At 50.7% G+C, this 22611-nt stretch carries 20 protein-coding genes and 4 tRNA genes; 23 read left to right on the forward strand and 1 reads right to left on the reverse strand.

What is annotated here, in order from left to right; all coding sequences use genetic code 11:
• The first annotated feature begins 445 nt into the window (after window positions 1–445).
• The 8 genes from sdhC to sucD all read left to right on the forward strand — a co-directional run bounded on the left by sdhC (window position 446) and on the right by sucD (window position 10239).
• Window positions 446–823, forward strand: a complete 378-nt coding sequence (sdhC, locus tag DRI82_RS01840) for a succinate dehydrogenase cytochrome b556 subunit (protein WP_114191789.1) — start codon at window positions 446–448, stop codon at window positions 821–823.
• Entirely contained in the window at window positions 817–1164 is a 348-nt protein-coding gene (gene sdhD / locus DRI82_RS01845; RefSeq protein ID WP_114191790.1) for a succinate dehydrogenase membrane anchor subunit, read from the forward strand. The genes sdhC and sdhD overlap by 7 nt, the downstream gene beginning before the upstream one ends.
• Window positions 1165–2931 carry a succinate dehydrogenase flavoprotein subunit gene (gene sdhA, locus DRI82_RS01850; protein ID WP_114191791.1) on the forward strand — a complete coding sequence of 589 codons (1767 nt, stop codon included), beginning with the start codon at window positions 1165–1167 and terminating at the stop codon, window positions 2929–2931.
• A gap of 62 nt (window positions 2932–2993) precedes the next feature.
• Complete coding sequence (locus DRI82_RS01855) at window positions 2994–3710, forward strand: succinate dehydrogenase iron-sulfur subunit (RefSeq protein WP_114191792.1); 717 nt, start codon at window positions 2994–2996, stop codon at window positions 3708–3710.
• Between the two features lie 273 nt (window positions 3711–3983).
• Window positions 3984–6791, forward strand: coding sequence for a 2-oxoglutarate dehydrogenase E1 component (gene sucA / locus DRI82_RS01860; RefSeq protein ID WP_114191793.1), 2808 nt, complete (start codon window positions 3984–3986; stop codon window positions 6789–6791).
• A 15-nt stretch (window positions 6792–6806) separates the two neighbouring features.
• Entirely contained in the window at window positions 6807–8039 is a 1233-nt protein-coding gene (odhB, locus tag DRI82_RS01865) for a 2-oxoglutarate dehydrogenase complex dihydrolipoyllysine-residue succinyltransferase (RefSeq protein ID WP_114191794.1), read from the forward strand.
• A gap of 161 nt (window positions 8040–8200) precedes the next feature.
• Window positions 8201–9367, forward strand: a complete 1167-nt coding sequence (sucC, locus tag DRI82_RS01870; RefSeq protein WP_114191795.1) for an ADP-forming succinate--CoA ligase subunit beta — start codon at window positions 8201–8203, stop codon at window positions 9365–9367.
• Window positions 9367–10239 (forward strand): succinate--CoA ligase subunit alpha, encoded by an 873-nt coding sequence (gene sucD / locus DRI82_RS01875; RefSeq protein WP_114191796.1) that lies wholly within the window; start codon window positions 9367–9369, stop codon window positions 10237–10239. The genes sucC and sucD overlap by 1 nt, the downstream gene beginning before the upstream one ends.
• A gap of 77 nt (window positions 10240–10316) precedes the next feature.
• Here sucD and DRI82_RS01880 read toward each other — a convergent pair whose 3' ends face one another.
• A complete protein-coding gene (locus DRI82_RS01880) occupies window positions 10317–12218 on the reverse strand; it encodes a bifunctional metallophosphatase/5'-nucleotidase (protein WP_114191797.1) in 1902 nt (633 codons plus the stop codon).
• 677 nt (window positions 12219–12895) lie between these two features.
• Between DRI82_RS01880 and cydA the strand changes: the two genes are divergently transcribed.
• From cydA to DRI82_RS01955, 15 genes are all read left to right on the forward strand, one after another.
• Complete coding sequence (gene cydA / locus DRI82_RS01885) at window positions 12896–14470, forward strand: cytochrome ubiquinol oxidase subunit I (RefSeq protein WP_114191798.1); 1575 nt, start codon at window positions 12896–12898, stop codon at window positions 14468–14470.
• 14 nt (window positions 14471–14484) lie between these two features.
• A complete protein-coding gene (cydB, locus tag DRI82_RS01890; protein ID WP_114191799.1) occupies window positions 14485–15624 on the forward strand; it encodes a cytochrome d ubiquinol oxidase subunit II in 1140 nt (379 codons plus the stop codon).
• Window positions 15625–15636: 12 nt separating this feature from the next.
• A complete protein-coding gene (cydX, locus tag DRI82_RS01895; protein WP_114191800.1) occupies window positions 15637–15753 on the forward strand; it encodes a cytochrome bd-I oxidase subunit CydX in 117 nt (38 codons plus the stop codon).
• A complete protein-coding gene (gene ybgE / locus DRI82_RS01900) occupies window positions 15753–16046 on the forward strand; it encodes a cyd operon protein YbgE (protein ID WP_114191801.1) in 294 nt (97 codons plus the stop codon). Before cydX ends, ybgE begins: the two co-directional genes overlap by 1 nt.
• Before the next feature lie 126 nt (window positions 16047–16172).
• Window positions 16173–16577 carry a tol-pal system-associated acyl-CoA thioesterase gene (gene ybgC / locus DRI82_RS01905; protein WP_114191802.1) on the forward strand — a complete coding sequence of 135 codons (405 nt, stop codon included), beginning with the start codon at window positions 16173–16175 and terminating at the stop codon, window positions 16575–16577.
• Window positions 16574–17260 (forward strand): Tol-Pal system protein TolQ, encoded by a 687-nt coding sequence (gene tolQ, locus DRI82_RS01910; protein WP_114191803.1) that lies wholly within the window; start codon window positions 16574–16576, stop codon window positions 17258–17260. The genes ybgC and tolQ overlap by 4 nt, the downstream gene beginning before the upstream one ends.
• Before the next feature lie 12 nt (window positions 17261–17272).
• Entirely contained in the window at window positions 17273–17698 is a 426-nt protein-coding gene (tolR, locus tag DRI82_RS01915) for a colicin uptake protein TolR (protein WP_114191804.1), read from the forward strand.
• A 112-nt stretch (window positions 17699–17810) separates the two neighbouring features.
• Window positions 17811–18986: a cell envelope integrity protein TolA gene (gene tolA, locus DRI82_RS01920; protein WP_114191805.1), complete on the forward strand. Its 1176-nt coding sequence runs from the start codon at window positions 17811–17813 to the stop codon at window positions 18984–18986.
• Window positions 18987–19119: 133 nt separating this feature from the next.
• Window positions 19120–20412, forward strand: a complete 1293-nt coding sequence (tolB, locus tag DRI82_RS01925) for a Tol-Pal system beta propeller repeat protein TolB (protein WP_114191806.1) — start codon at window positions 19120–19122, stop codon at window positions 20410–20412.
• 46 nt (window positions 20413–20458) lie between these two features.
• Window positions 20459–20968, forward strand: coding sequence for a peptidoglycan-associated lipoprotein Pal (pal, locus tag DRI82_RS01930; RefSeq protein ID WP_114191807.1), 510 nt, complete (start codon window positions 20459–20461; stop codon window positions 20966–20968).
• Window positions 20969–20977: 9 nt separating this feature from the next.
• On the forward strand, window positions 20978–21772 hold the full coding sequence (cpoB, locus tag DRI82_RS01935) for a cell division protein CpoB (RefSeq protein ID WP_114191808.1): 795 nt from the start codon (window positions 20978–20980) through the stop codon (window positions 21770–21772).
• Between the two features lie 173 nt (window positions 21773–21945).
• A tRNA-Lys gene (locus DRI82_RS01940) sits at window positions 21946–22021 on the forward strand.
• An 89-nt stretch (window positions 22022–22110) separates the two neighbouring features.
• Window positions 22111–22186 (forward strand) — tRNA-Lys (locus DRI82_RS01945).
• A gap of 107 nt (window positions 22187–22293) precedes the next feature.
• A tRNA-Lys gene (locus DRI82_RS01950) sits at window positions 22294–22369 on the forward strand.
• 93 nt (window positions 22370–22462) lie between these two features.
• Window positions 22463–22538: transfer RNA gene (locus DRI82_RS01955), tRNA-Lys, on the forward strand.
• Window positions 22539–22611: the final 73 nt, after the last annotated feature.

Consider the following 22611-nt stretch of genomic DNA (forward strand, 5'->3'; position numbering starts at 1 on the left):
GTTAATCATTACCCATGACATATGCGGATTTTTACACACTACACTTTTGCATAACTCTGCTGTACAGGGAAGTGTATCTGCTCTTCTTTAGCGCATCATAGGACAGAATTCATGCCTATTTGTAACGGAAATGTTGATCTATTGTCAAATTAGATAATAAATATTATACGATATGTGAAATTCGTGATGCGAATCACTGTTTCGCGCAAATGTGACCAAACATTTTGTATGGGAATTGTAAAAGGAATGTGAACATCCTATACTGCCGCCAGGTCTCCGGGTAACCCTGAAGTAGGAGCACCCAGCGTTAATATAGAACGCGCCGTTTAAGCACATTGGATGTTGTTGTTTGAGCGCGTGACGTGAAGGGTTTCGGCTCTTAACGCTGTCTGATCCCCGCCCAGGCCGGAGGAAGTAAAATAATAAGAGCTGTGTGGGCTAAAACGTGAAAAAACAAAGACCTGTCAACCTGGATCTGCAAACGATTCAGTTTCCCGTTACTGCGATAGCGTCCATTTTACATCGAGTCTCAGGCGTAATCACCTTCGTGGCCGTGGGTATCCTCCTCTGGTTGCTTGGATTGTCTCTCTCCTCCCCGGAGGGCTTCATTCAGGCTGCCGCCATAATGAATAGCTTCATTGTCAAATTCATTTTCTGGGGGATTCTCACTGCATTGGCCTATCACATTTGCGGTGGCATTCGCCATTTGTTAATGGATTTTGGCTATATCGAAGAGAGTTTGGCTGCCGGTACCCGTTCTGCGCAAGTGGCAATCGGTCTGACCGTCGTGCTGTCAATCCTGTCTGGAGTCCTCGTATGGTAAGCAATGTTTCTGCATTGGGACGCAATGGCGTACACGATTGGTTACTGCTTCGTGCTTCCGCTATCGTTATCACCCTGTATGTCATCTACATCCTTGGCTTTGTTATCATAGCCCAGGATATTACCTATGAAGTCTGGCGCGGTTTCTTCGCTTCCTCCATTACCAAAGTATTTACACTGCTGACGCTGCTCTCGATTCTGGTTCACGCCTGGATCGGTATGTGGCAGGTATTAACGGACTATATAAAACCTCTTGCGATCAGATTGGTGCTGCAACTGGCCATCGTTGTCACGCTGCTGGTCTATTTATTGTACGGAACAATCGTAGTGTGGGGAGCATAAATGAAACTGCCAGTCAGAGAGTTCGATGCAGTCGTCGTTGGTGCGGGCGGTGCAGGCATGCGCGCAGCACTGCAAATTTCACAAATGGGGCTGTCTTGCGCCCTGTTATCCAAAGTATTTCCAACCCGTTCCCATACCGTATCTGCGCAAGGTGGCATCACCGTTGCCCTGGGTAATACCCATGAAGATAACTGGGAATGGCATATGTATGACACGGTGAAAGGTTCCGATTACATCGGTGACCAGGACGCCATTGAATATATGTGTAAAACCGGCCCGGAAGCGGTGCTGGAGCTGGAGCACATGGGGTTGCCGTTCTCCCGTCTTGATGACGGCAGAATTTACCAGCGTCCATTTGGCGGCCAGTCGAGAAACTTCGGCGGTGAGCAGGCGGCGCGTACTGCAGCTGCGGCTGACCGTACCGGCCACGCTCTGCTGCACACCCTGTACCAACAGAACCTGAAAAACCACACTACGATATTCTCCGAATGGTATGCCCTGGATCTGGTGAAAAACCAGGACGGCGCAATCGTCGGCTGTACGGCAATCTGTATTGAAACCGGTGAAGTGGTCTACTTCAAAGCCAAGGCCACCGTGCTGGCGACCGGCGGTGCTGGCCGTATTTATCAGTCCACCACTAACGCCCATATCAATACCGGTGACGGCGTGGGTATGGCTCTGCGTGCGGGGGTGCCGGTTCAGGACATGGAAATGTGGCAATTCCACCCGACCGGTATTGCCGGTGCCGGGGTTCTGGTGACCGAAGGGTGTCGCGGTGAAGGCGGCTATTTGCTGAATAAAGATGGCGAGCGCTTTATGGAACGTTATGCGCCGAATGCGAAAGATCTCGCCGGTCGTGACGTTGTTGCCCGTTCTATCATGATTGAAATCCGCGAAGGCCGTGGTTGCGACGGTCCGTGGGGGCCACACGCCAAGCTTAAACTGGATCACTTGGGTAAAGATGTTCTGGAATCCCGTCTGCCGGGTATTCTTGAGTTGTCGCGTACTTTTGCCCACGTCGATCCGGTGAAAGAACCGATCCCGGTTATTCCAACCTGTCATTACATGATGGGCGGTATCCCGACCAAAGTGACCGGTCAGGCCATCACAGTGAATGAGAAGGGCGAAGACGTCGTCATCCCTGGATTGTTTGCCGTGGGTGAAATCGCCTGCGTATCCGTTCACGGCGCCAACCGCCTTGGCGGTAACTCGCTGCTGGATCTGGTGGTCTTTGGCCGTGCTGCCGGTATGCATTTGCAGGAGTCCTTGCTTGAGCAGGGCACCAGCCGCGACGCCAGTGAATCGGATGTCGAAGCCTCGCTGGATCGCATGAACCGTTGGAACAACACCCGCTCAGGTGAAGATCCGGTTGAAATCCGTAAGGCGCTTCAAGCCTGCATGCAGAATAACTTCTCGGTCTTCCGTGAAGGCGATGCGATGGCGAAAGGTCTGGAAGAGCTGAAGGTGATCCGTGAACGTCTGAAGAATGCCCGTCTTGATGATACTTCCAGCGAATTCAACACCCAGCGTGTCGAATGCCTGGAATTGGAAAATCTGATGGAAACTGCGTTCTCCACGGCGGTATCAGCAAATTATCGTACTGAGAGCCGTGGCGCACACAGCCGTTTCGACTATCCTGATCGCGACGATGCCAACTGGCTGTGTCACTCATTATATCTGCCGCAAACTGAGAGCATGACTCGCCGTGAGGTGAACATGCAGCCGAAGCTACGCGAGGCGTTCCCGCCGAAAGTGCGTTCTTACTAGTTGCGTTGTGAAAACAGTCGCTTAGTGAAAGCGACGCGCTGACAGTTGCGGAGGAGCAGGTTATGAAACTCGAATTTTCAATTTATCGCTACAACCCGGACGTCGATGACGTGCCCTATATGAAGGACTATCAGCTCGAGGCGAAAGATGGCCGCGATATGATGTTGCTGGATGCGCTGATTCTGCTTAAAGAACAAGATCCTACCCTGGCTTTCCGTCGTTCTTGCCGTGAAGGCGTCTGCGGTTCGGACGGCCTGAACATGAATGGTAAAAATGGCCTGGCCTGTATCACACCGATTTCTGCGTTGCGTCATGGCAGCAAGAAAATTGTGATTCGTCCTTTGCCCGGATTGCCCGTTGTCCGTGATTTGGTTGTGGACATGGGCCAGTTCTATAAGCAGTATGAGAAGATAAAGCCTTACCTATTGAATAATGGACAGAATCCTCCGGCGCGTGAACACTTGCAGTTGCCGGACGAGCGGGCAAAACTGGATGGTCTGTACGAGTGTATTCTTTGTGCATGCTGCTCAACGTCATGTCCGTCTTTCTGGTGGAACCCTGACAAGTTCGTGGGTCCGGCCGGTTTGCTGGCAGCTTACCGCTTCCTGATCGACAGTCGCGATACCGAAACACAAGCGCGGCTGGACGATCTGGATGACGCTTTCAGTGTATTCCGGTGCCACAGCATCATGAACTGTGTCAGTGTCTGTCCTAAGGGTCTTAATCCGACCAAAGCGATTGGACACATCAAATCCATGCTGTTACAGCGTGGTGCCTGAGTAGACGATTTCCCGGCAACGTTATGTTGCCGGGAAATATAACGCCAGGGAGTCTTTAAAAGCTGTTTTATGTGTGTTGTCATAGGGTTGTATAGATGTCACATCACGCTAAACCGGTTTTTAAAGGTTCCTTGCAGGAGCCATACGCTCCAGACAGAACGTATCTACGAGTACGTCGAGTGAACTGTTTTAACGGCAAAACGTTTCATACGGTGAATTACCTAAAATGTTAACCACGGCGAAAACTGAAGCTTTAAAGCTTAAGGGATCATGATGCAGAACGGCGCAATGAAGGCCTGGCTGGATTCCTCCTATCTGGCGGGCGCGAACCAGTCCTACATAGAGCAGCTCTATGAAGACTACTTAACCGATCCGGGCTCCGTTGAAGATAGCTGGCGTTCAATTTTTCAGCAGTTACCAACAGCGGGCGTTAAACCCGATCAGCTCCATTCCAAAACGCGAGACTACTTCCGCCGGTTGGCGAAAGACACATCACGTTATAATTCCGCAATAAATGATCCGGAAACTGATGCCAAGCAAGTCAAGGTGTTGCAGTTAATCAACGCCTTCCGCTTCCGCGGCCATCAGAATGCCAATCTCGATCCCCTCGGCTTGTGGAAACAGGAAGAGGTCTCGGATCTCGATCCTGCATTCCATAATCTCACCGAAGCCGACTTCCAGGAAAGTTTCAACGTCGGGTCTTTCGCCATTGGCAAAGACACGATGAAACTCAGCGACCTGTATAAAGCGCTTAAGCAGACTTACTGCGGCTCGATTGGTGCGGAATATATGCATATCACCAATACGGATGAAAAACGCTGGATTCAGCAGCGCATTGAATCTGTAGTGGGTCAGGCATCATTCACCAAAGACGAAAAACGTCGTTTCCTGAGCGAACTGACGGCAGCCGAAGGGCTGGAGCGCTATCTGGGTGCCAAATTCCCGGGAGCCAAGCGCTTCTCGCTGGAAGGTGGTGATGCGCTGGTGCCAATGCTGAAAGAGATGATCCGCCACGCGGGCAAAAATGGTACGCGTGAAGTGGTGATGGGTATGGCGCACCGTGGCCGTCTGAACGTTCTCATCAACGTTCTTGGTAAAAAGCCAGAAGATCTGTTCGATGAGTTCGCGGGTAAACATAAAGAACATCTCGGTACCGGTGACGTTAAATATCATCAGGGCTACTCTTCGGACGTAGAGACTGAAGGCGGTATGGTTCACCTGGCGCTGGCATTTAACCCGTCGCACCTGGAGATCGTCAGCCCGGTGGTGATGGGGTCGGTTCGTGCCCGCCGCGATCGTCTCGATGAAGCGCGCAGCAATATGGTTCTGCCCATCACCATTCATGGTGACGCCGCCATTACCGGTCAGGGCGTGGTTCAGGAAACACTGAACATGTCGCAGGCGCGCGGTTATGAAGTCGGTGGAACAGTACGGATCGTGATCAACAACCAGGTTGGTTTTACTACCTCCAACCCGCACGATGCCCGTTCGACCGAATACTGTACGGATATTGCGAAAATGGTGCAGGCACCTATTTTCCATGTGAATGCAGATGACCCGGAAGCTGTCGCGTTTGTTACGCGTGTAGCGCTGGATTTCCGTAATACTTTCAAGCGTGATGTGATGATCGATCTGGTGTGCTACCGCCGCCACGGTCACAACGAAGCTGATGAGCCAAGTGCCACCCAGCCGCTGATGTATTCGAAAATCAAGAAACACCCGACACCGCGCAAAATCTATGCTGATGAACTCTTTGATCAGAAAATCGCCAGCCTGGAAGATGCCACAGAAATGATCAACCTGTATCGCGACGCTCTGGATCGCGGTGACTGTGTGGTTGAAGAGTGGCGTCCAATGAACATGCATTCGTTCACCTGGTCTCCTTATCTCAACCACGAGTGGGATGAAGAGTATCCGAACAAGGTAGAAATGAAGCGTCTGCAGGAACTGGCACGCCGAATCAGCAGCGTTCCTGAAGCCATTGAAATGCAGTCCCGCGTTGCCAAGATCTACCACGATCGTAAAGAGATGGCAGAAGGCAGCAAAGCGTTCGACTGGGGCGGTGCAGAGACCCTGGCTTACGCGACACTGGTTGATGAAGGCATCCCGGTTCGTCTCTCCGGGGAAGATATGGGCCGCGGCACGTTTTTCCATCGGCACGCAGTGGTCCATAACCAGAAGAACGGCTCCGTGTATGTGCCGCTGGCAAATATTCACAACAGTCAGGGCGATTTCAAAGTCTGGGACTCAGTGTTGTCTGAAGAGGCAGTACTGGCGTTTGAATATGGTTATGCGACGGCTGAACCGCGTACGTTGACTATCTGGGAAGCCCAGTTTGGCGACTTCGCCAACGGTGCGCAGGTGGTAATCGACCAGTTCATCAGTTCTGGTGAGCAGAAATGGGGTCGGATGTGTGGCCTGGTCATGCTGCTGCCACACGGCTACGAAGGTCAGGGTCCAGAGCACTCCTCAGCCCGTCTGGAACGTTACCTGCAGTTGTGTGCTGAACAGAATATGCAAGTGTGCATTCCGTCCACCCCGGCTCAGGTCTACCACATGATCCGTCGCCAGGCGCTGCGCGGTATGCGCCGTCCGCTGGTCGTGATGTCACCTAAATCCTTGTTGCGTCATCCATTGGCAATTTCGACGCTGGATGAACTGGCTAACGGCAGTTTCCAGCCCGCCATTGGTGAGATTGATGAGCTTGATCCAAAAGCCGTCAAGCGGGTCGTGCTTTGTTCAGGCAAGGTCTACTATGATCTGCTGGAACAGCGCCGCAAGAACGAGCAGAAAGATGTCGCGATCGTGCGTATTGAACAGCTGTATCCATTCCCACACCAGGCTGTACAAGCTACGCTGGAGCAATTTGCCCACGTTCATGATTTTGTCTGGTGCCAGGAAGAGCCGCTGAATCAGGGTGCCTGGTATTGCAGCCAACACAATTTCCGTGAAGTTATCCCATTTGGAGCTTCCCTACGTTATGCGGGACGTCCGGCTTCTGCATCGCCAGCTGTCGGGTATATGTCCGTCCACCAGAAACAGCAGCAAGCTCTGGTCAATGACGCGCTGAACGTTGATTAAAAATAAGGATAGATAATGAGTAGCGTAGATATTCTGGTTCCTGATTTGCCTGAGTCCGTAGCGGATGCGACTGTCTCCACCTGGCACAAAAAGCCGGGTGATACCGTTGCCCGTGACGAAGTGCTGGTTGAAATCGAAACCGATAAAGTGGTGTTGGAAGTGCCGGCCAGCGAAGCCGGTATTCTGGACAGCATTTTGGAAGATGAAGGTGCAACCGTCACTTCCCGTCAGGTGCTGGCGCGCCTGCGCCCAGGTGACAGCTCCGGTAAACCTACCGAAGAGAAGAGCCAGTCGAAAGAATCTACCCCGGCACAGCGTCACACCGCTGCCCTGGAAGAAGAAAATAACGACACTCTCAGCCCAGCGATCCGCCGTATGATTGCCGAGCATGACCTCGATGCCAATGCCATTAAAGGCAGTGGTGTAGGTGGACGTATCACTCGTGAAGATGTTGATCAACATCTCGCGAGCGTCAGGAAAGCCGAGAAACCGGCTGAAGCGAAAACCGCTGATCAGGCATCTGCCAGCGCGGTCCCGTCATTGGGTAGCCGCAGTGAAAAACGCGTGCCGATGACCCGTCTGCGCAAGCGTGTGGCAGAGCGTCTGTTGGAAGCGAAAAACAGCACGGCAATGCTGACCACGTTCAACGAAATCAACATGAAACCGATTATGGATCTGCGTAAGCAGTACGGTGAATCGTTTGAAAAACGTCACGGCGTGCGTCTGGGTTTCATGTCTTTCTATCTGAAAGCGGTGGTAGAAGGGCTGAAGCGCTTCCCGGAAGTGAATGCGTCAATCGACGGCGAAGATGTGGTTTACCACAACTACTTCGACGTCAGCATCGCGGTTTCAACGCCTCGCGGCCTGGTTACCCCGGTTCTGCGCGATGTCGACACCCTGGGCATGGCGGATATCGAGAAGAATATTAAAGAGCTGGCTGTGAAAGGCCGTGACGGCAAGCTGAAAGTAGAAGAACTGACCGGCGGTAACTTCACCATTACCAACGGCGGTGTATTCGGTTCGCTGATGTCCACGCCAATTATCAACCCGCCGCAGAGCGCCATTCTGGGCATGCATGCCATCAAGGATCGCCCGATGGCGGTTAATGGGCAGGTGGTTATTCAGCCAATGATGTATCTGGCACTCTCTTACGATCACCGCCTGATTGACGGACGCGAATCCGTCAGCTTCCTGGTGACGATTAAAGAAATGCTGGAAGATCCGGCCCGTCTGCTGCTGGACGTATAACTAGAAATACCGGGTACGGTTCGCCGTGCCCAGATCGGGGTAGGAAAGCTGCCCCGATTATTTAACATCAATGTGCTATGTACGGTCGATATCCATCGGCTTTATCCAGAAGTCCTAGAGTCACAGACTTTATCTTCAAGACCTAATATGGATAGAACATCATGAATTTACACGAATATCAGGCAAAACAGCTCTTTGCACGGTACGGCTTACCGGCACCGACCGGTTATGCCTGTACCACACCGCGTGAAGCGGAAGAGGCAGCATCGAAAATCGGTGCAGGCCCGTGGGTAGTGAAATGTCAGGTTCACGCTGGTGGCCGCGGTAAAGCGGGCGGCGTGAAACTGGTAAACAGCAAAGAAGACATCCGTGCATTTGCTGAGCAGTGGCTGGGTAAAAAGCTGGTGACTTACCAGACGGATGCGCTGGGACAACCGGTTCATCAAATTTTGGTTGAAGCCGCTACTGATATCGATAAAGAGCTGTATCTGGGCGCAGTCGTTGATCGCAGTTCACGTCGTGTAGTATTCATGGCCTCCACCGAAGGGGGAGTGGAAATTGAGACAGTCGCGGAAGAGACCCCGCATCTGATCCATAAAATGGCACTCGATCCGTTGACCGGCCCACAGCCTTTTCAAGGCCGTGAGTTGGCGTTCAAACTGGGCCTGACCGGTAAACAAGTTGCTCAATTCACCAAGATTTTCATGGGACTGGCGCAACTATTCCTTGAGCGCGATCTGGCAATGGTTGAGATCAACCCGCTGGTGATCACCAAGCAGGGCGATTTGATCTGCCTCGATGGCAAATTGGGTGCAGACGGTAATGCGCTGTTCCGTCAACCAGAACTGCGCGAAATGCGCGATCCAAGCCAGGAAGATTCCCGCGAAGCACATGCTGCACAATGGGAACTGAACTACGTGGCGTTGGACGGCAATATCGGTTGTATGGTGAACGGTGCAGGTCTGGCGATGGGCACAATGGACATCGTTAAACTGCACGGTGGTGCACCGGCCAACTTCCTGGACGTCGGCGGCGGCGCAACCAAAGAGCGCGTAACAGAAGCGTTCAAAATCATTCTGTCCGACGAAAAAGTCAAAGCGGTTTTCGTGAATATCTTCGGCGGTATTGTCCGTTGTGATCTGATTGCTGATGGCATCATTGGTGCCGTTGCAGAAGTGGACGTCAACGTGCCAGTGGTGGTTCGTCTGGAAGGTAACAATGCTGAACTGGGCGCTAAAAAACTGGCGGACAGTGGTCTGAATATCATTGCTGCAACCAGTCTGACCAATGCGGCTGAGCGGGTTGTTGCGGCAGTGGAGGGGAAATAATGTCCATTTTAATCGATAAAAACACCAAAGTTATTTGCCAGGGGTTTACCGGCAGCCAAGGGACATTCCACTCCGAGCAGGCGATTGCCTACGGAACCAAAATGGTCGGTGGCGTAACGCCGGGCAAGGGTGGCACCCAGCATTTGGGTCTGCCGGTTTTCAATACCGTGCGTGAAGCTGTGGAAACGACCGGTGCTACCGCATCGGTTATCTATGTGCCAGCCCCATTCTGTAAAGATTCGATCCTTGAAGCGATCGATGCCGGTATCAAATTGATTATCTGCATCACTGAAGGTATCCCGACTCTGGATATGCTGACGGTGAAACTGAAGCTGGAACAGAGCAATGCGCGGATGATCGGGCCGAACTGTCCAGGTGTGATTACGCCGGGAGAGTGCAAAATCGGTATCATGCCAGGCCACATCCACAAGCCGGGTAAAGTGGGCATCGTTTCACGTTCAGGTACCCTGACGTATGAAGCGGTCAAGCAGACGACGGACGGTGGTTTTGGTCAGTCAAGCTGCGTCGGAATCGGTGGTGACCCAATCCCTGGTTCTAACTTCATTGATATCCTGAAACTGTTCCAGGAAGACCCCCAGACTGAAGTGATTGTGATGATTGGTGAGATCGGTGGTAACGCGGAAGAAGAAGCGGCCATCTATATCAAAGACCACGTCACCAAGCCGGTCGTTGGCTATATCGCGGGTGTTACTGCGCCAAAAGGCAAACGTATGGGTCATGCTGGGGCGATTATCGCCGGTGGTAAAGGCACTGCTGATGACAAATTTGCTGCGCTTGAAGCGGCAGGTGTAAAAACTGTACGCAGTCTGGCTGAAATCGGTAATGCGGTTAAAGCTGTACTTCAACATTAATTATTAACTAATACACTGATAATAAAAGTGTAAAACTCGACATGTTGGCCACCCTTGGGTGGCCTTTTTTACGTTTGTCAGAAGGTATTGAGTGCGCTGATCAGGGTGATATTGTCCTGAATACGTTTTTGCTGACTTTCATTGGCAGTCGTCTTCTGCTGTTTGAGAGCGCTCAAGGCCGCATCATAGGACGTTTTATCTTTGAATAACTTATCCTTCACATTGATGGATGCGATGTTACTGAATCGCCCATCGTCAGTCATGGGTACGCTGATTTTTCCTTCGTTCAGCAGGCGTTCAACCACGGCTCTTTCGCGCGCGTAACCCTCCAGTCCAACCAGTTCCCAACGTTTGACAGGTTGACCCTGATATTGCCCCTTTTTCACTTCTGTAAGGTAGCGGATGGTCAAATTACGGATTGTGCCATCTTCTTCACCAAACTCCGTTTTGGTGTCGGAAATGACCGCAAATTGCCGCCCTTCCAGTACGCCACCTTTCTGCGTCAGATGCCCCATGCGATAGCTGTTCATGCCCAAACGGATTGGCATATCGTCAGTGACTGGCGTTCCGTCGTTGAGTTTCAGCTGTGTGATGCGTGAGCCTGTTGGCTGGCGCAGGTCGATCTTGTAGGTCACTCCGTCAAAAAAATCATTGGTGGAATACTTTGATGAGCGGCGTGCGGGGTTAAAACTGTAGGTGACATCGCCGTCTTTGAGTTGATTGAAATAGTCTGCTGACCATTCCATATATTTTTTGAGATCGGCGCCGGTTAGTTGGTAAACGGTAATTTCGCCTCCCGCATACTGATAATTGAACGCGATGTCTTTGGCTTTGATGTCACCGACATCCATCCGCGGTTGATCGTTATCTATCTGCAAGGCAATTATTTGTGCCTTGGGCGCGTAGTAGCGGCTGGCTTCCTGGAACAGTGCGCTGATTCCCGTGTCTTGCACATGTACCTGCGGAATGCCTTTTACAGCGTCGTGTGGTACCAGATTCTGGCCTGACAAGGTGGCAACGACCCGATTGGCATTGGCGCGCAAGATGTCGTGATAAGGCTGATAAATCGCAGCCAGCTTGCTGTCTGAAGCAATACCTTTGATTGGATAGGTATAGCTGTCTTTGTTGATCAGCACGTATTTGCCGTCACGTTGCTCGAATTGCAGATCGATACGGGACAACGCACGGCCATATTTATCTGGCTCGGTAATGATCACACCATTGACCACCGCTTTGTCGATTTTTACATGCATGTGGCCTGCAACGATAGCCGCCAGTTCGGGGTTGGCCCTGGCAATATCGCCGACGCCGGTACCTGGGCGTTCGTTTTCATTGTCGATCCCCATATGCGCGACCAGCACAATGGCATCGACCTGGGGGGAAATCTGCTGAATGACCTTTTTCACTTCCTGAACGGGATCAGTGAAACTCAATCCGGCGATGTGATCGGTACCTTTCGCAAATTCAGCGGTCATGGGCGTGTCCATGCCAATGACACCAATCTTCACGCCCTGGCGCTCAATAATCTTGTAAGAGGGTAGGTAAGGATTGCCGTCATCACGAACGATATTTCCGGCCAGTGCAGCGCCCTTGAACTGTTTCAACGACGTATTCAGAACGGGTAAACCGAAGTCAAACTCATGGTTCCCCATGACCCATACATCATAATTTAACGCATTGAAGCCCAGAATCATCGGGCTGACTGCATCATTCTTGAACGTTTCGACAAAGTTACCCTGGATGGTGTCACCGGCGTCAACCAGAATGACGTTCGGTTGTGTTTTGCGCACCTGCTGAATCTGGGTGGCTATCTGGCTCAGGCTACCGGCGATATTTTCCGTGTCGCTGGCGTAATCCCAGGGAACAAAGGTGCCGTGGAGGTCAGAGGTGCCGAGTATTGTGACTGTCACTGGTTGGGAGGCAAAGGCGGTGCTGCTGAGTCCCAGGGCGATAAGCGAGGTGAGCAATGATTTGTACATGAGATATCCCTATGTTTTCACAATGTTACAGGCTTGGTGATTATGCAATCCAAAATGAGGATTAGCGACTGCTTCGCATTGATTTTGCAAGCCATGCAACAATTAACTGGTATGATGTGATGAGTCCCGCATAAATGGCTAAAGCAAATTAAGGGCTAACAAGGAACTTATAATTTAAATAATAAAATTATTCCCATTACTAATTAATTACAATTAATTAACACTAATGGGTGGTTATCATATTATTGAAACCAATGTTTAACATTGAAAAATTAAATTGCGACAAATCATCTTTTCATGATGGTAATAAAAGTCGATATGGGCTTAAATTGTTGTAGATCAAATTTAGTTATGCAAACTACTTTGGCCATTAATTGACCTGAAGTCAAAAATCGAATCTGGGTCACGCAAAAACCTATTTATTGTGGGGATTTAGTGGCGTACTATTATTGTTCTGTAATAGTAGGTAGTTGCTATTGTTATAATTGTTATCTTTTCTGGGCTTTCCCCAACCCGAGTGGCCGGTAGTGCTGTATTTCTTCCGGTTCCTGATTGGCGTTGCGGAACATAATTGGTTATTTTTAGGGTATTCACTGCTGGTAGTGATGGGTCTTTCGTTTTAACGAAAGTCTGGTTACAGCAAGTCTGAGTCTTCCTGCGAGGAGCAAGGGGTCAAGATGTTTGATTTAGTCGAACTGTCACGTTTACAGTTTGCTTTAACGGCCATGTACCATTTTCTGTTTGTCCCATTAACGCTAGGTATGGCGTTTCTGTTGGCAATAATGGAAACCGTATATGTTCTTTCTGGCAAACAAATCTATAAAGATATGACCAAATTCTGGGGCAAGTTGTTTGCAATCAACTTTGCACTCGGAGTCGCCACGGGTTTAACCATGGAGTTCCAATTCGGGACTAACTGGTCTTATTTTTCCCATTACGTCGGTGATATCTTCGGTGCGCCGTTAGCTATCGAAGGTTTGATGGCGTTCTTCCTTGAATCCACTCTGGTCGGCCTGTTCTTCTTTGGATGGGATCGCCTGAGCAAGATTCAGCACATGGCAGTGACGTGGTTTGTAGCCCTCGGCTCCAACCTGTCAGCTTTGTGGATCCTGGTCGCCAACGGCTGGATGCAGAACCCTATCGCTTCTGATTTCAACTTCGAAACCATGCGTATGGAGATGTTGAGTTTCTCAGAGCTGGTTCTTAACCCGGTTGCACAGGTGAAGTTCGTTCACACTGTTGCGGCGGGCTATTGCACCGGTGCAATGTTTGTTCTGGGTATCAGCGCATACTATCTGCTCAAAGGCCGTGATGTTGCCTTTGCCAAACGCTCTTTCGCCATTGCTGCAAGTTTTGGTATGGCTGCCGTCCTCTCCGTTATCGTGCTGGGTGATGAATCCGGTTATGAAATGGGTGACGTGCAGAAAACCAAGCTGGCTGCGATTGAAGCTGAGTGGGAGACCCAACCGGCTCCGGCCTCCTTTACCCTGATTGGCTTCCCTAATCAGGAGACTATGGAGAACCGGTTCGCTATCAAGATTCCTTTTGCGCTGGGTATTATTGCGACGCGTTCGCTTGACACTCAGGTCATCGGGTTGAGAGATCTGATGGCTCAGCACCAGGTTCGTATCCGTAACGGGATGAAAGCCTACCAATTGCTGGAAGAACTGCGCTCGGGGAATACCGATCCTGCTGTTCGTGAAGCCTTCAACAACTCCAAACAGGATCTGGGCTACGGTATGTTGCTCAAGCGCTACACTGATAAAGTCAGTGATGCGACTGAAGAACAGATTCAGCTAGCGACCAAAGATTCAATTCCGCGCGTTGCACCGCTTTACTTCTCCTTCCGTATCATGGTTGCCTGCGGCATCCTGATGCTGGGGATTATCGGTCTCTCGTTCCTTAGCGTCATCCGCGGTCGCATTGGCCAGAAAAAATGGCTGCTCCGTGCTGCATTGTTTGGTATTCCATTACCGTGGATTGCAGCGGAAGCAGGTTGGTTTGTGGCTGAATATGGCCGTCAACCCTGGGCAATTGGTGAGGTTCTGCCCACTGCGGTAGCAACGTCATCCCTGAGTACGGGCGATGTTCTGTTCTCGATGGGGTTGATTTGCGGTCTGTATACGTTGTTCCTGATTGCTGAAATGTACCTGATGTTCAAGTTTGCGCGTCTGGGGCCAAGCAGCCTGAAAACTGGCCGCTATCACTATGAACAGCCAGCTGCAACTCTGCAGCCGCAGCCAGCACGGTAAACAGGAGTCCACTTATGTTTGATTATGAAGTATTACGGTTTATATGGTGGATACTGATTGGCGTACTGCTGATTGGCTTCGCTGTGACCGACGGTTTCGATATGGGCGTAGGTATTTTAATGCGCGTCATTGGTAAAACGGATACCGATCGCCGGGTGATGATCAACAGTATCGCTCCGCACTGGGATGGTAACCAGGTTTGGCTGATAACCGCAGGTGGCGCACTGTTTGCTGCGTGGCCGATGGTTTACGCCGCCGCTTTCTCTGGTTTCTATATTGCAATGATCCTGGTGTTGGCTGCGTTGTTCTTCCGTCCGGTCGGTTTCGATTACCGTTCAAAACTGGAAAACAGTCGCTGGCGTAACACGTGGGACTGGGGCATTTTCATCGGTAGTTTTGTTCCTGCCGTGGTCTTCGGTGTGGCGTTCGGTAACCTGTTACAAGGTGTACCTTTCCACGTTGATGAGTATCTGCGCCTGTTCTACACCGGTAATTTCTTCCAACTGCTGAACCCATTTGGCCTGTTGGCGGGGATTGTCAGCCTGACTATGCTGGTTACGCAGGGTGCAACGTATCTGCAAATGCGTACGGTGGGTGAATTGCATCTGCGTTCACGCGGTGCGGCCCAGGTATCCGCACTGGTCATGATGATTTGTTTCCTTCTTGCCGGTATCTGGCTGGTGAAAGGTATCGATGGCTTCGTGGTAACGTCAGTGTTGAATACGGCTGCGGAATCCAACCCGCTGCGTAAGGAAGTTGCCCATCAGGCTGGTGCATGGCTGATCAACTACAACAAGTTCCCGATTCTGTGGGCCCTGCCTGCATTGGGTGTTGTACTGCCGCTGTTCACTATTCTGCTGTCGCGTCTTGAGAGAGGGGCTCTGGCTTTCCTGACCTCTTCACTGACTATCGCCTGCGTCATACTGACTGCCGGGATCACCATGTTCCCATTCGTTATGCCGTCAAGCACGGTACCGAACGTCAGTTTGACTATGTGGGATGCGACATCAAGCTTGTTGACGCTGAAAGTCATGACCATTGTGGCCATCATTTTCGTTCCAATCGTTTTGGCGTACACCTGCTGGTCTTACTACAAGATGTTTGGTCGTCTCGACAAGACTTTCATCGAAGAAAACAAACATTCACTGTACTAAGGAGCAAATAGCATGTGGTATTTTGCCTGGATTCTCGGAACACTGCTTGCTTGTGCCTTCGGTATCATTACCGCTCTGGCGTTCGAGCACAGTGAAGCGAATAAAGCAGCAGCAGAAGACAGTAAGTAATGAGTGCACTGTCAGATAAGTTATATGACGTCGTAGACAAGGGCCCCTTGCGGGCCCTTTCCCTGGTCATGGCATTGGTGCTAACGGGGTGTATTTTCTGGGATCCAACGCCTTTTGCCTCCCGGACCAGCCAACTGGAAACCTGGCAGGGGCTACTGATGATCTGGGCTGTCTGTAGTGGAATTATTCACGGCTTCGGTTTTCGCCCGAAACGTGCAATATGGCGCGCTTTTTTCGCACCGCTCCCTGCGATGGTCATTCTTGCTGCAATGTTGATCTACTTTATCGCTTAAGATTTTTATCATTCCTCTATGGGCCATTCAGGCCCATAATTATTTTCGCTCAAACCGCACAACCCATTCCAAACCTTAACTCTCTTGCGTATAGTAGCCACGTTAAATTGCATTACGGGATGTAGAGTGAGTAATACGTTGTTTCGATGGCCTGTTCGCGTCTACTACGAAGACACTGACGCGGGTGGCGTGGTCTATCACGCTCGTTATGTAGCCTTTTACGAGAGGGCGCGCACAGAGATGTTGCGCCAACACAATTTTCACCAGCAGAAATTGCTGAGTGAACATGTCGCTTTCGCAGTTCGTCGTATGACGGTTGAATATCTGGCTCCCGCTCGACTGGATGATATGCTGGAGATACAGAGTGAGATCACCGAGATACGCAGAGCTTCTCTTACCTTTGCTCAACGCATCCTAGATTCGCATGGAAAACTTCTGAGTTCTGCAGATGTTTTGATTGCATGCATCGATCCACACCAAATGAAGCCGATAGCGCTTCCCAAGTCTATTGTCGCGGAGTTTACGCAGTGAATGACATGAACGTTCTCGATCTGTTTTTAAAGGCCAGCTTGTTTGTAAAGCTTATCATGTTGATATTGATATGTTTTTCTATCGCGTCCTGGGCAATTATTATTCAGCGTACCCGTATTCTGAATGCTGCAACCCGTGATGCAGAAGCCTTTGAAGATAAATTTTGGTCGGGTATCGAGTTGTCCCGGCTTTATCAGGAGAGCCAGACCCGCCGTGATATCTTGACGGGATCTGAGCAGATTTTCCATTCGGGTTTTAAAGAATTTGCCCGCTTGCACCGTGCCAACAGTCATGCGCCTGAGGCGGTTATTGAAGGGGCATCGCGAGCGATGCGCATTTCAATGAACCGTGAACTGGAAGGGCTGGAAACACATATTCCGTTCCTCGGTACCGTGGGTTCCATCAGCCCGTATATCGGCCTGTTCGGTACGGTATGGGGGATTATGCATGCCTTTATCGCGTTGGGTGCTGTGAAGCAGGCAACGTTGCAAATGGTTGCGCCAGGGATTGCAGAAGCATTGATCGCGACCGCGATTGGTCTGTTTGCCGCTATTCCGGCGGTAATGGCGTATAACCGCCTCAACCAGCGCGTGAACAAACTGGAACAGAATTACGACAATTTCACGGAAGAGTTCACGGCCATCCTGCACCGTCAGGCGTTCTCCAGCGAGAACAGCAAATAAGTAGGGGGTAGCATGGCTCGAGTACGTCGTGGTCGTCGCGAACTAAAATCGGAAATCAATATTGTTCCCTTACTCGACGTGTTACTGGTGCTGTTGCTGATTTTTATGGCAACGGCCCCGATTATCACGCAGAGCGTGGAAGTTGATCTTCCGGATGCGACAGATTCAAAAACTGTGTCCAGTGATGATAATCCTCCGGTGATTGTTGAAGTCTCCGGGGTAGGGCAGTATACCATCGTGGTGGATCACCAACGTATGGAGCAACTGCCGAGTGAGCAGGTGATTGCTGAAGCGTCAAGCCGGATCAAGGCGAATCCGAAAACGGTGTTCCTGATCGGTGGGGCGAAAGAAGTGCCTTATGAAGAGATCATCAAGGCGCTGAATATGCTTCATGAGGCTGGCGTGACCTCTGTCGGGCTGATGACCCAACCGATTTAATCGGTTTGTCGCAGCGAGATGGTCATTTGGAAACCCGGTTTTTGGCAGTTTCACCTCGCGGTGGCAAGCTGAAAGCCTCGTTTTTTGGAAATCCTGTTTTGGGAAATCTATTTTGGTAAAGACAACTGAACAAAACGATAAGCTAAAACGCGCCGTTATTGTTTCGGTCGTTCTGCACATCTTGTTGATTGGCTTTCTGATTTGGGGTTCGATGACAGAAGATACTGCCATGAGTGGTGGCGGTGGTGGCAGCTCAATTGATGCTGTTATGGTCGATCCCAATGCGATGGTGCAGCAATACAATCGCCAGCAGCAACAGCAGACTGATGCCAAGCGTGCTGAGCAGTTGCGTCAGAAAAAAGCTGAACAACAGGCTGAAGAGCTACAGCAAAAACAGGCGGCTGAGCAGCAGCGTCTGAAAGAATTGGAAAAAGAGCGTCTGCAAGCGCAAGAAGAGACACAAAAGCAGGCGCAGCAACAGGCTGAACAGCAAAAGCAGGCGGCGGAACAGCAGAAACAGGCTGAAACTGCTGCGGCGAAGGCGCGGGAACAGCAAAAACAGGCTGAGGATGCAGCTGCGAAAGCGAAAGCTGAGGCTGAAAAAGTGGCCAAAGCCCAGGCTGATGCACAGAAGAAAGCGGCAGATGAAGCCAAGAAAGAGGCTGCGGTAGCTGCCGCCGCGAAGAAACAAGCGGAAGAAGAAACGAAGAAAGCCCAGCAGGAAGCTGCGGAAGAGGCGAAGAAAACCGCCGCAGAAGCCAAAAAAGCCGCAGATGCAGCAGAGAAGAAAGCTGCCGCAGAGGCTGAGAAGAAGGCCGCCGCTGCCGCAGAAGCCAAAGAAGCGGCTGATGCGAAAAAGGCTGCCGCTGCAGATGCCAAGAAAAAGGCCGCTGCCGAAGCTGCAAAACAGAGTGAAGATGTGGATAACCTCTTCGGTGGTCTGGCGTCTTCACAAAATGCGCCTAAAGGTGGCAGCGGTGCTCCAGCCGGGCAGGGGACTGCCAAGAAAAGTGGTGCATCCGGGGCGGATATCAATTCTTACCTGGGGCAGATTAAAACAGCGATATCGAGTAAGTTTTACGATTCATCGATGTATGCAGGTAAAACCTGTGATCTGCGCATCAAGTTGGCACCCGATGGCATGTTGATCAGTGTTACGGCTGAAGGTGGGGATCCGGCCCTTTGTCAGGCAGCTATTGCTGCGGCCAAGCAAGCCAGAATTCCTAAACCCCCTAGCCAGGATGTTTATGAAGTGTTCAAAAACGCGCCATTGGTATTCAAACCATAGATAAGCGAGTGTCTGTTGCCTTTTTTAAGATTTGTACGATGGTAACAGCAGGGGTTTTCTAGTTTTGTGTGCATGGGTTTGTTAAAATTCTGCTAAATTATCGCGGGCATCCCGTCCGGATAAGGGAGATATGATGAAGCAGGCATTTCGAGTAGCGCTAGGCTTTTTAATTTTGTGGGCATCTGTGTTGCATGCAGAAGTTCGCATTGAGATTACCCAAGGGGTCGACTCTGCGCGTCCTATTGGCGTGGTGCCTTTTAAATGGGCGGGTCCCGGTACTCCACCGGAAGATATTGGCGCAATCGTGGGTGCCGATTTACGCAACAGTGGTAAATTCAACCCCATCGATGCGGCGCGTATGCCTCAACAGCCAGCCTCTGCTGCGGAAGTCACACCAGCAGCCTGGACTGCCCTGGGGATTGACGCAGTGGTTGTGGGTCAGATTCAGCCTGGCGCAGACGGCAGCTATACCGTGTCTTACCAATTGGTAGATACGTCGGGTGCCCCTGGAACAGTATTGGCGCAGAATCAGTATAAAGTGACCAAACAGTGGTTGCGTTACTCTGCACATACGGCCAGCGATGAGGTTTTCGAAAAACTAACCGGTATTAAGGGCGCATTCCGTACCCGTATCGCGTATGTTGTTCAGACCAACGGCGGCCAGTTCCCGTATGAACTGCGTGTTGCGGACTATGACGGTTACAACCAATTCGTTGTTCACCGTTCACCTGAGCCACTGATGTCACTAGCCTGGTCTCCAGACGGCAGCAAAGTCGCTTACGTAACGTTTGAAAGCGGTCGTTCCGCGCTGGTGGTGCAAACCCTGGCAAATGGTGCGATCAGACAGATTGCTTCGTTCCCGCGTCACAACGGGGCTCCTGCGTTCTCTCCTGATGGCAGCAAACTGGCGTTTGCCTTGTCCAAGAGCGGCAGTCTGAATCTGTATGTGATGAATCTTGCGTCGGGTCAAATCAGTCAGGTGACTGATGGCCGTAGTAACAACACTGAACCTACCTGGTTCCCGGACAGCCAGAATCTGGCGTTCACCTCGGATCAGGGCGGTCGTCCGCAAGTGTATAAAGTGAATATTAATGGCGGTGCGCCGCAGCGTCTGACCTGGGAAGGTTCTCAGAATCAGAATGCTAACGTGAGCTCTGATGGTAAATTCTTGATTATGGTGAGTTCCAATAGCGGATCTCAGCACATCGCCAAACAAGATCTGGAAACGGGAGCCGTTCAAGTATTAACGGACACGTTCCTGGATGAAACGCCGAGTATCGCGCCGAATGGCACCATGGTGATTTATAGCTCTACGCAAGGGCTTGGCGCCGTGTTACAACTGGTCTCGACTGATGGGCGTTTCAAAGCGCGTCTTCCGGCAACTGATGGACAGGTAAAATTTCCTGCCTGGTCGCCGTATCTGTGATGCATGTGTAAATATGTATGGCAAACTATAAAAAAGGATCAAAGAGATGCAACTGAACAAAGTGCTGAAAGGGCTTATGTTGGCTTTGCCAGTCCTGGCTATCGCTGCGTGTAGTTCCAACAAAAGCGCTAACAATGACCAATCTGGTATGGGCGCTGGCACTGGTACAGAAAATGGCAGCGGCAACATGTCCTCCGACGAGCAAGCTCGTCTGCAGATGCAAGAACTGCAGAAGAACAACATCGTATACTTCGATTTCGATAAATACGATATCCGTTCTGACTTCGCTCAAATGTTAGATGCGCATGCAGCATTCCTGCGTAGCAACCCATCATACAAAGTGACCGTTGAAGGTCATGCGGATGAACGTGGTACTCCGGAATACAACATCGCATTGGGTGAACGTCGTGCTAATGCAGTGAAAATGTATCTGCAAGGCAAGGGCGTTTCTGCTGACCAAATCTCTATCGTATCTTACGGTAAAGAAAAACCAGCTGTACTGGGCCATGACGAAGCGGCATTCGCTAAAAACCGTCGTGCTGTTCTGGTATACTAAGAGAATCGCATGAGCAGTAACTTCAGACATCACCTGTTGAGTCTGTCGTTACTGGTTGGCGTAGCGGCCCCTTGGGTCGCTACTGCCCAAGCGCCAATCAGTAATGTCGGCTCTGGCTCGGTAGAAGATCGAGTCACCCAACTGGAGCGTATTTCTAACGCTCACAGCCAGCTATTAACCCAACTTCAGCAACAACTCTCCGATTCCCAACGCGATATTGATACTCTTCGAGGGCAGATCCAGGAAAATCAGTATCAACTTAGTCAAGTCGTAGAGCGGCAGAAACAGATCTATCAGCAAATGGATAGTCTGAGTCAGGGTTCATCAAATTCCACTGCGGGTGGCGCAGCAGCGACAGACAGCGCGGGTGCCGCAGCGGCTTCCACGTCTGCTGGCGCGGCAGCGACAACGACTGCACCTGCAAGCACGGGTGACGAAAACAGCGATTACAATGCTGCCGTGTCACTGGCGCTGGAGAAGAAGCAGTATGACGAGGCGATCGCGTCTTTTCAGAGCTTCATCAAGCAGTATCCCAAATCAACTTACCAGCCAAACGCGAATTATTGGTTAGGTCAGTTGTATTACAACAAAGGTAAGAAAGACGATGCGGCGTATTACTACGCAGTGGTCGTGAAAAACTTCCCGAAATCGCCAAAAAGCTCCGATGCGATGTATAAAGTTGGGGTGATCATGCAGGATAAAGGCCAGAACGACAAAGCGAAGGCCGTCTATCAGCAGGTAATAAAACAGTACCCAAGTACTGATGCTGCCAAACAGGCGCAAAAACGTTTGTCCTCACTCTAAGCGTTTTTTGAGTCCAGAAATTGGTCTTTTTGCACAATTTCTGGACTTGAGTGCGTGAAGAACCAGCAGTTAAACCCTGTTTCGGAAATTTAGGTTGCACTGCCCGGATAAATTAGTAATATATGCCGCCGTTGCCAAGACAACTGTAAATCGTTAAGGCAGCAGGGAAATGTGGGTCGTTAGCTCAGTTGGTAGAGCAGTTGACTTTTAATCAATTGGTCGCAGGTTCGAATCCCGCACGACCCACCACTTTTCCACAGGCTTGTTGGAGAAAGGGGTGAAAAGAGCAGATGGCCATCCGCTCCAGGTTCACATTTTCGCTAGTACACCACGTCAGTGGGTCGTTAGCTCAGTTGGTAGAGCAGTTGACTTTTAATCAATTGGTCGCAGGTTCGAATCCCGCACGACCCACCATTTAATCAGGTTGGTTTTGGTTCAGCAGTATCTGATTAAGCCGTACCTTATTAAGCAAGACAAGCAGTGAACCCCCGTTCTAATGCTTCGCAATACACCACATCAGTGGGTCGTTAGCTCAGTTGGTAGAGCAGTTGACTTTTAATCAATTGGTCGCAGGTTCGAATCCCGCACGACCCACCATTAATCAGGCTGGTTCTGATTAAGCAGTATCTGGTTAAACAATAGAAAGCAGTGAACCCTCCGTTCTCATGCTTCGCAGTACACCACATCAGTGGGTCGTTAGCTCAGTTGGTAGAGCAGTTGACTTTTAATCAATTGGTCGCAGGTTCGAGTCCCGCACGACCCACCATTTCAAAGATCCTCCAGATTCAAATTCCACGCGTCCCACAGAACGATATCCAAACACCTGCTCATCGCTTACC

The sequence above is a fragment of the Edaphovirga cremea genome, assembly GCF_003332275.1.
GTDB classification, from domain to species: Bacteria; Pseudomonadota; Gammaproteobacteria; order Enterobacterales; family Enterobacteriaceae; genus Edaphovirga; species Edaphovirga cremea.

What these genes read in the sequence shown, in the direction of transcription:
- sdhD (WP_114191790.1), top strand. Translation starts at nt 817, where the DNA reads ATGGTAAGCAATGTTTCTGCATTGGGACGCAATGGCGTACACGATTGG.
- sdhA (WP_114191791.1), top strand. Translation starts at nt 1,165, where the DNA reads ATGAAACTGCCAGTCAGAGAGTTCGATGCAGTCGTCGTTGGTGCGGGC.
- DRI82_RS01855 (WP_114191792.1), top strand. Translation starts at nt 2,994, where the DNA reads ATGAAACTCGAATTTTCAATTTATCGCTACAACCCGGACGTCGATGAC.
- sucA (WP_114191793.1), top strand. Translation starts at nt 3,984, where the DNA reads ATGCAGAACGGCGCAATGAAGGCCTGGCTGGATTCCTCCTATCTGGCG.
- odhB (WP_114191794.1), top strand. Translation starts at nt 6,807, where the DNA reads ATGAGTAGCGTAGATATTCTGGTTCCTGATTTGCCTGAGTCCGTAGCG.
- sucC (WP_114191795.1), top strand. Translation starts at nt 8,201, where the DNA reads ATGAATTTACACGAATATCAGGCAAAACAGCTCTTTGCACGGTACGGC.
- sucD (WP_114191796.1), top strand. Translation starts at nt 9,367, where the DNA reads ATGTCCATTTTAATCGATAAAAACACCAAAGTTATTTGCCAGGGGTTT.
- DRI82_RS01880 (WP_114191797.1), bottom strand. Translation starts at nt 12,218, where the DNA reads ATGTACAAATCATTGCTCACCTCGCTTATCGCCCTGGGACTCAGCAGC.
- cydA (WP_114191798.1), top strand. Translation starts at nt 12,896, where the DNA reads ATGTTTGATTTAGTCGAACTGTCACGTTTACAGTTTGCTTTAACGGCC.
- cydB (WP_114191799.1), top strand. Translation starts at nt 14,485, where the DNA reads ATGTTTGATTATGAAGTATTACGGTTTATATGGTGGATACTGATTGGC.
- cydX (WP_114191800.1), top strand. Translation starts at nt 15,637, where the DNA reads ATGTGGTATTTTGCCTGGATTCTCGGAACACTGCTTGCTTGTGCCTTC.
- ybgE (WP_114191801.1), top strand. Translation starts at nt 15,753, where the DNA reads ATGAGTGCACTGTCAGATAAGTTATATGACGTCGTAGACAAGGGCCCC.
- tolR (WP_114191804.1), top strand. Translation starts at nt 17,273, where the DNA reads ATGGCTCGAGTACGTCGTGGTCGTCGCGAACTAAAATCGGAAATCAAT.
- tolB (WP_114191806.1), top strand. Translation starts at nt 19,120, where the DNA reads ATGAAGCAGGCATTTCGAGTAGCGCTAGGCTTTTTAATTTTGTGGGCA.
- pal (WP_114191807.1), top strand. Translation starts at nt 20,459, where the DNA reads ATGCAACTGAACAAAGTGCTGAAAGGGCTTATGTTGGCTTTGCCAGTC.
- cpoB (WP_114191808.1), top strand. Translation starts at nt 20,978, where the DNA reads ATGAGCAGTAACTTCAGACATCACCTGTTGAGTCTGTCGTTACTGGTT.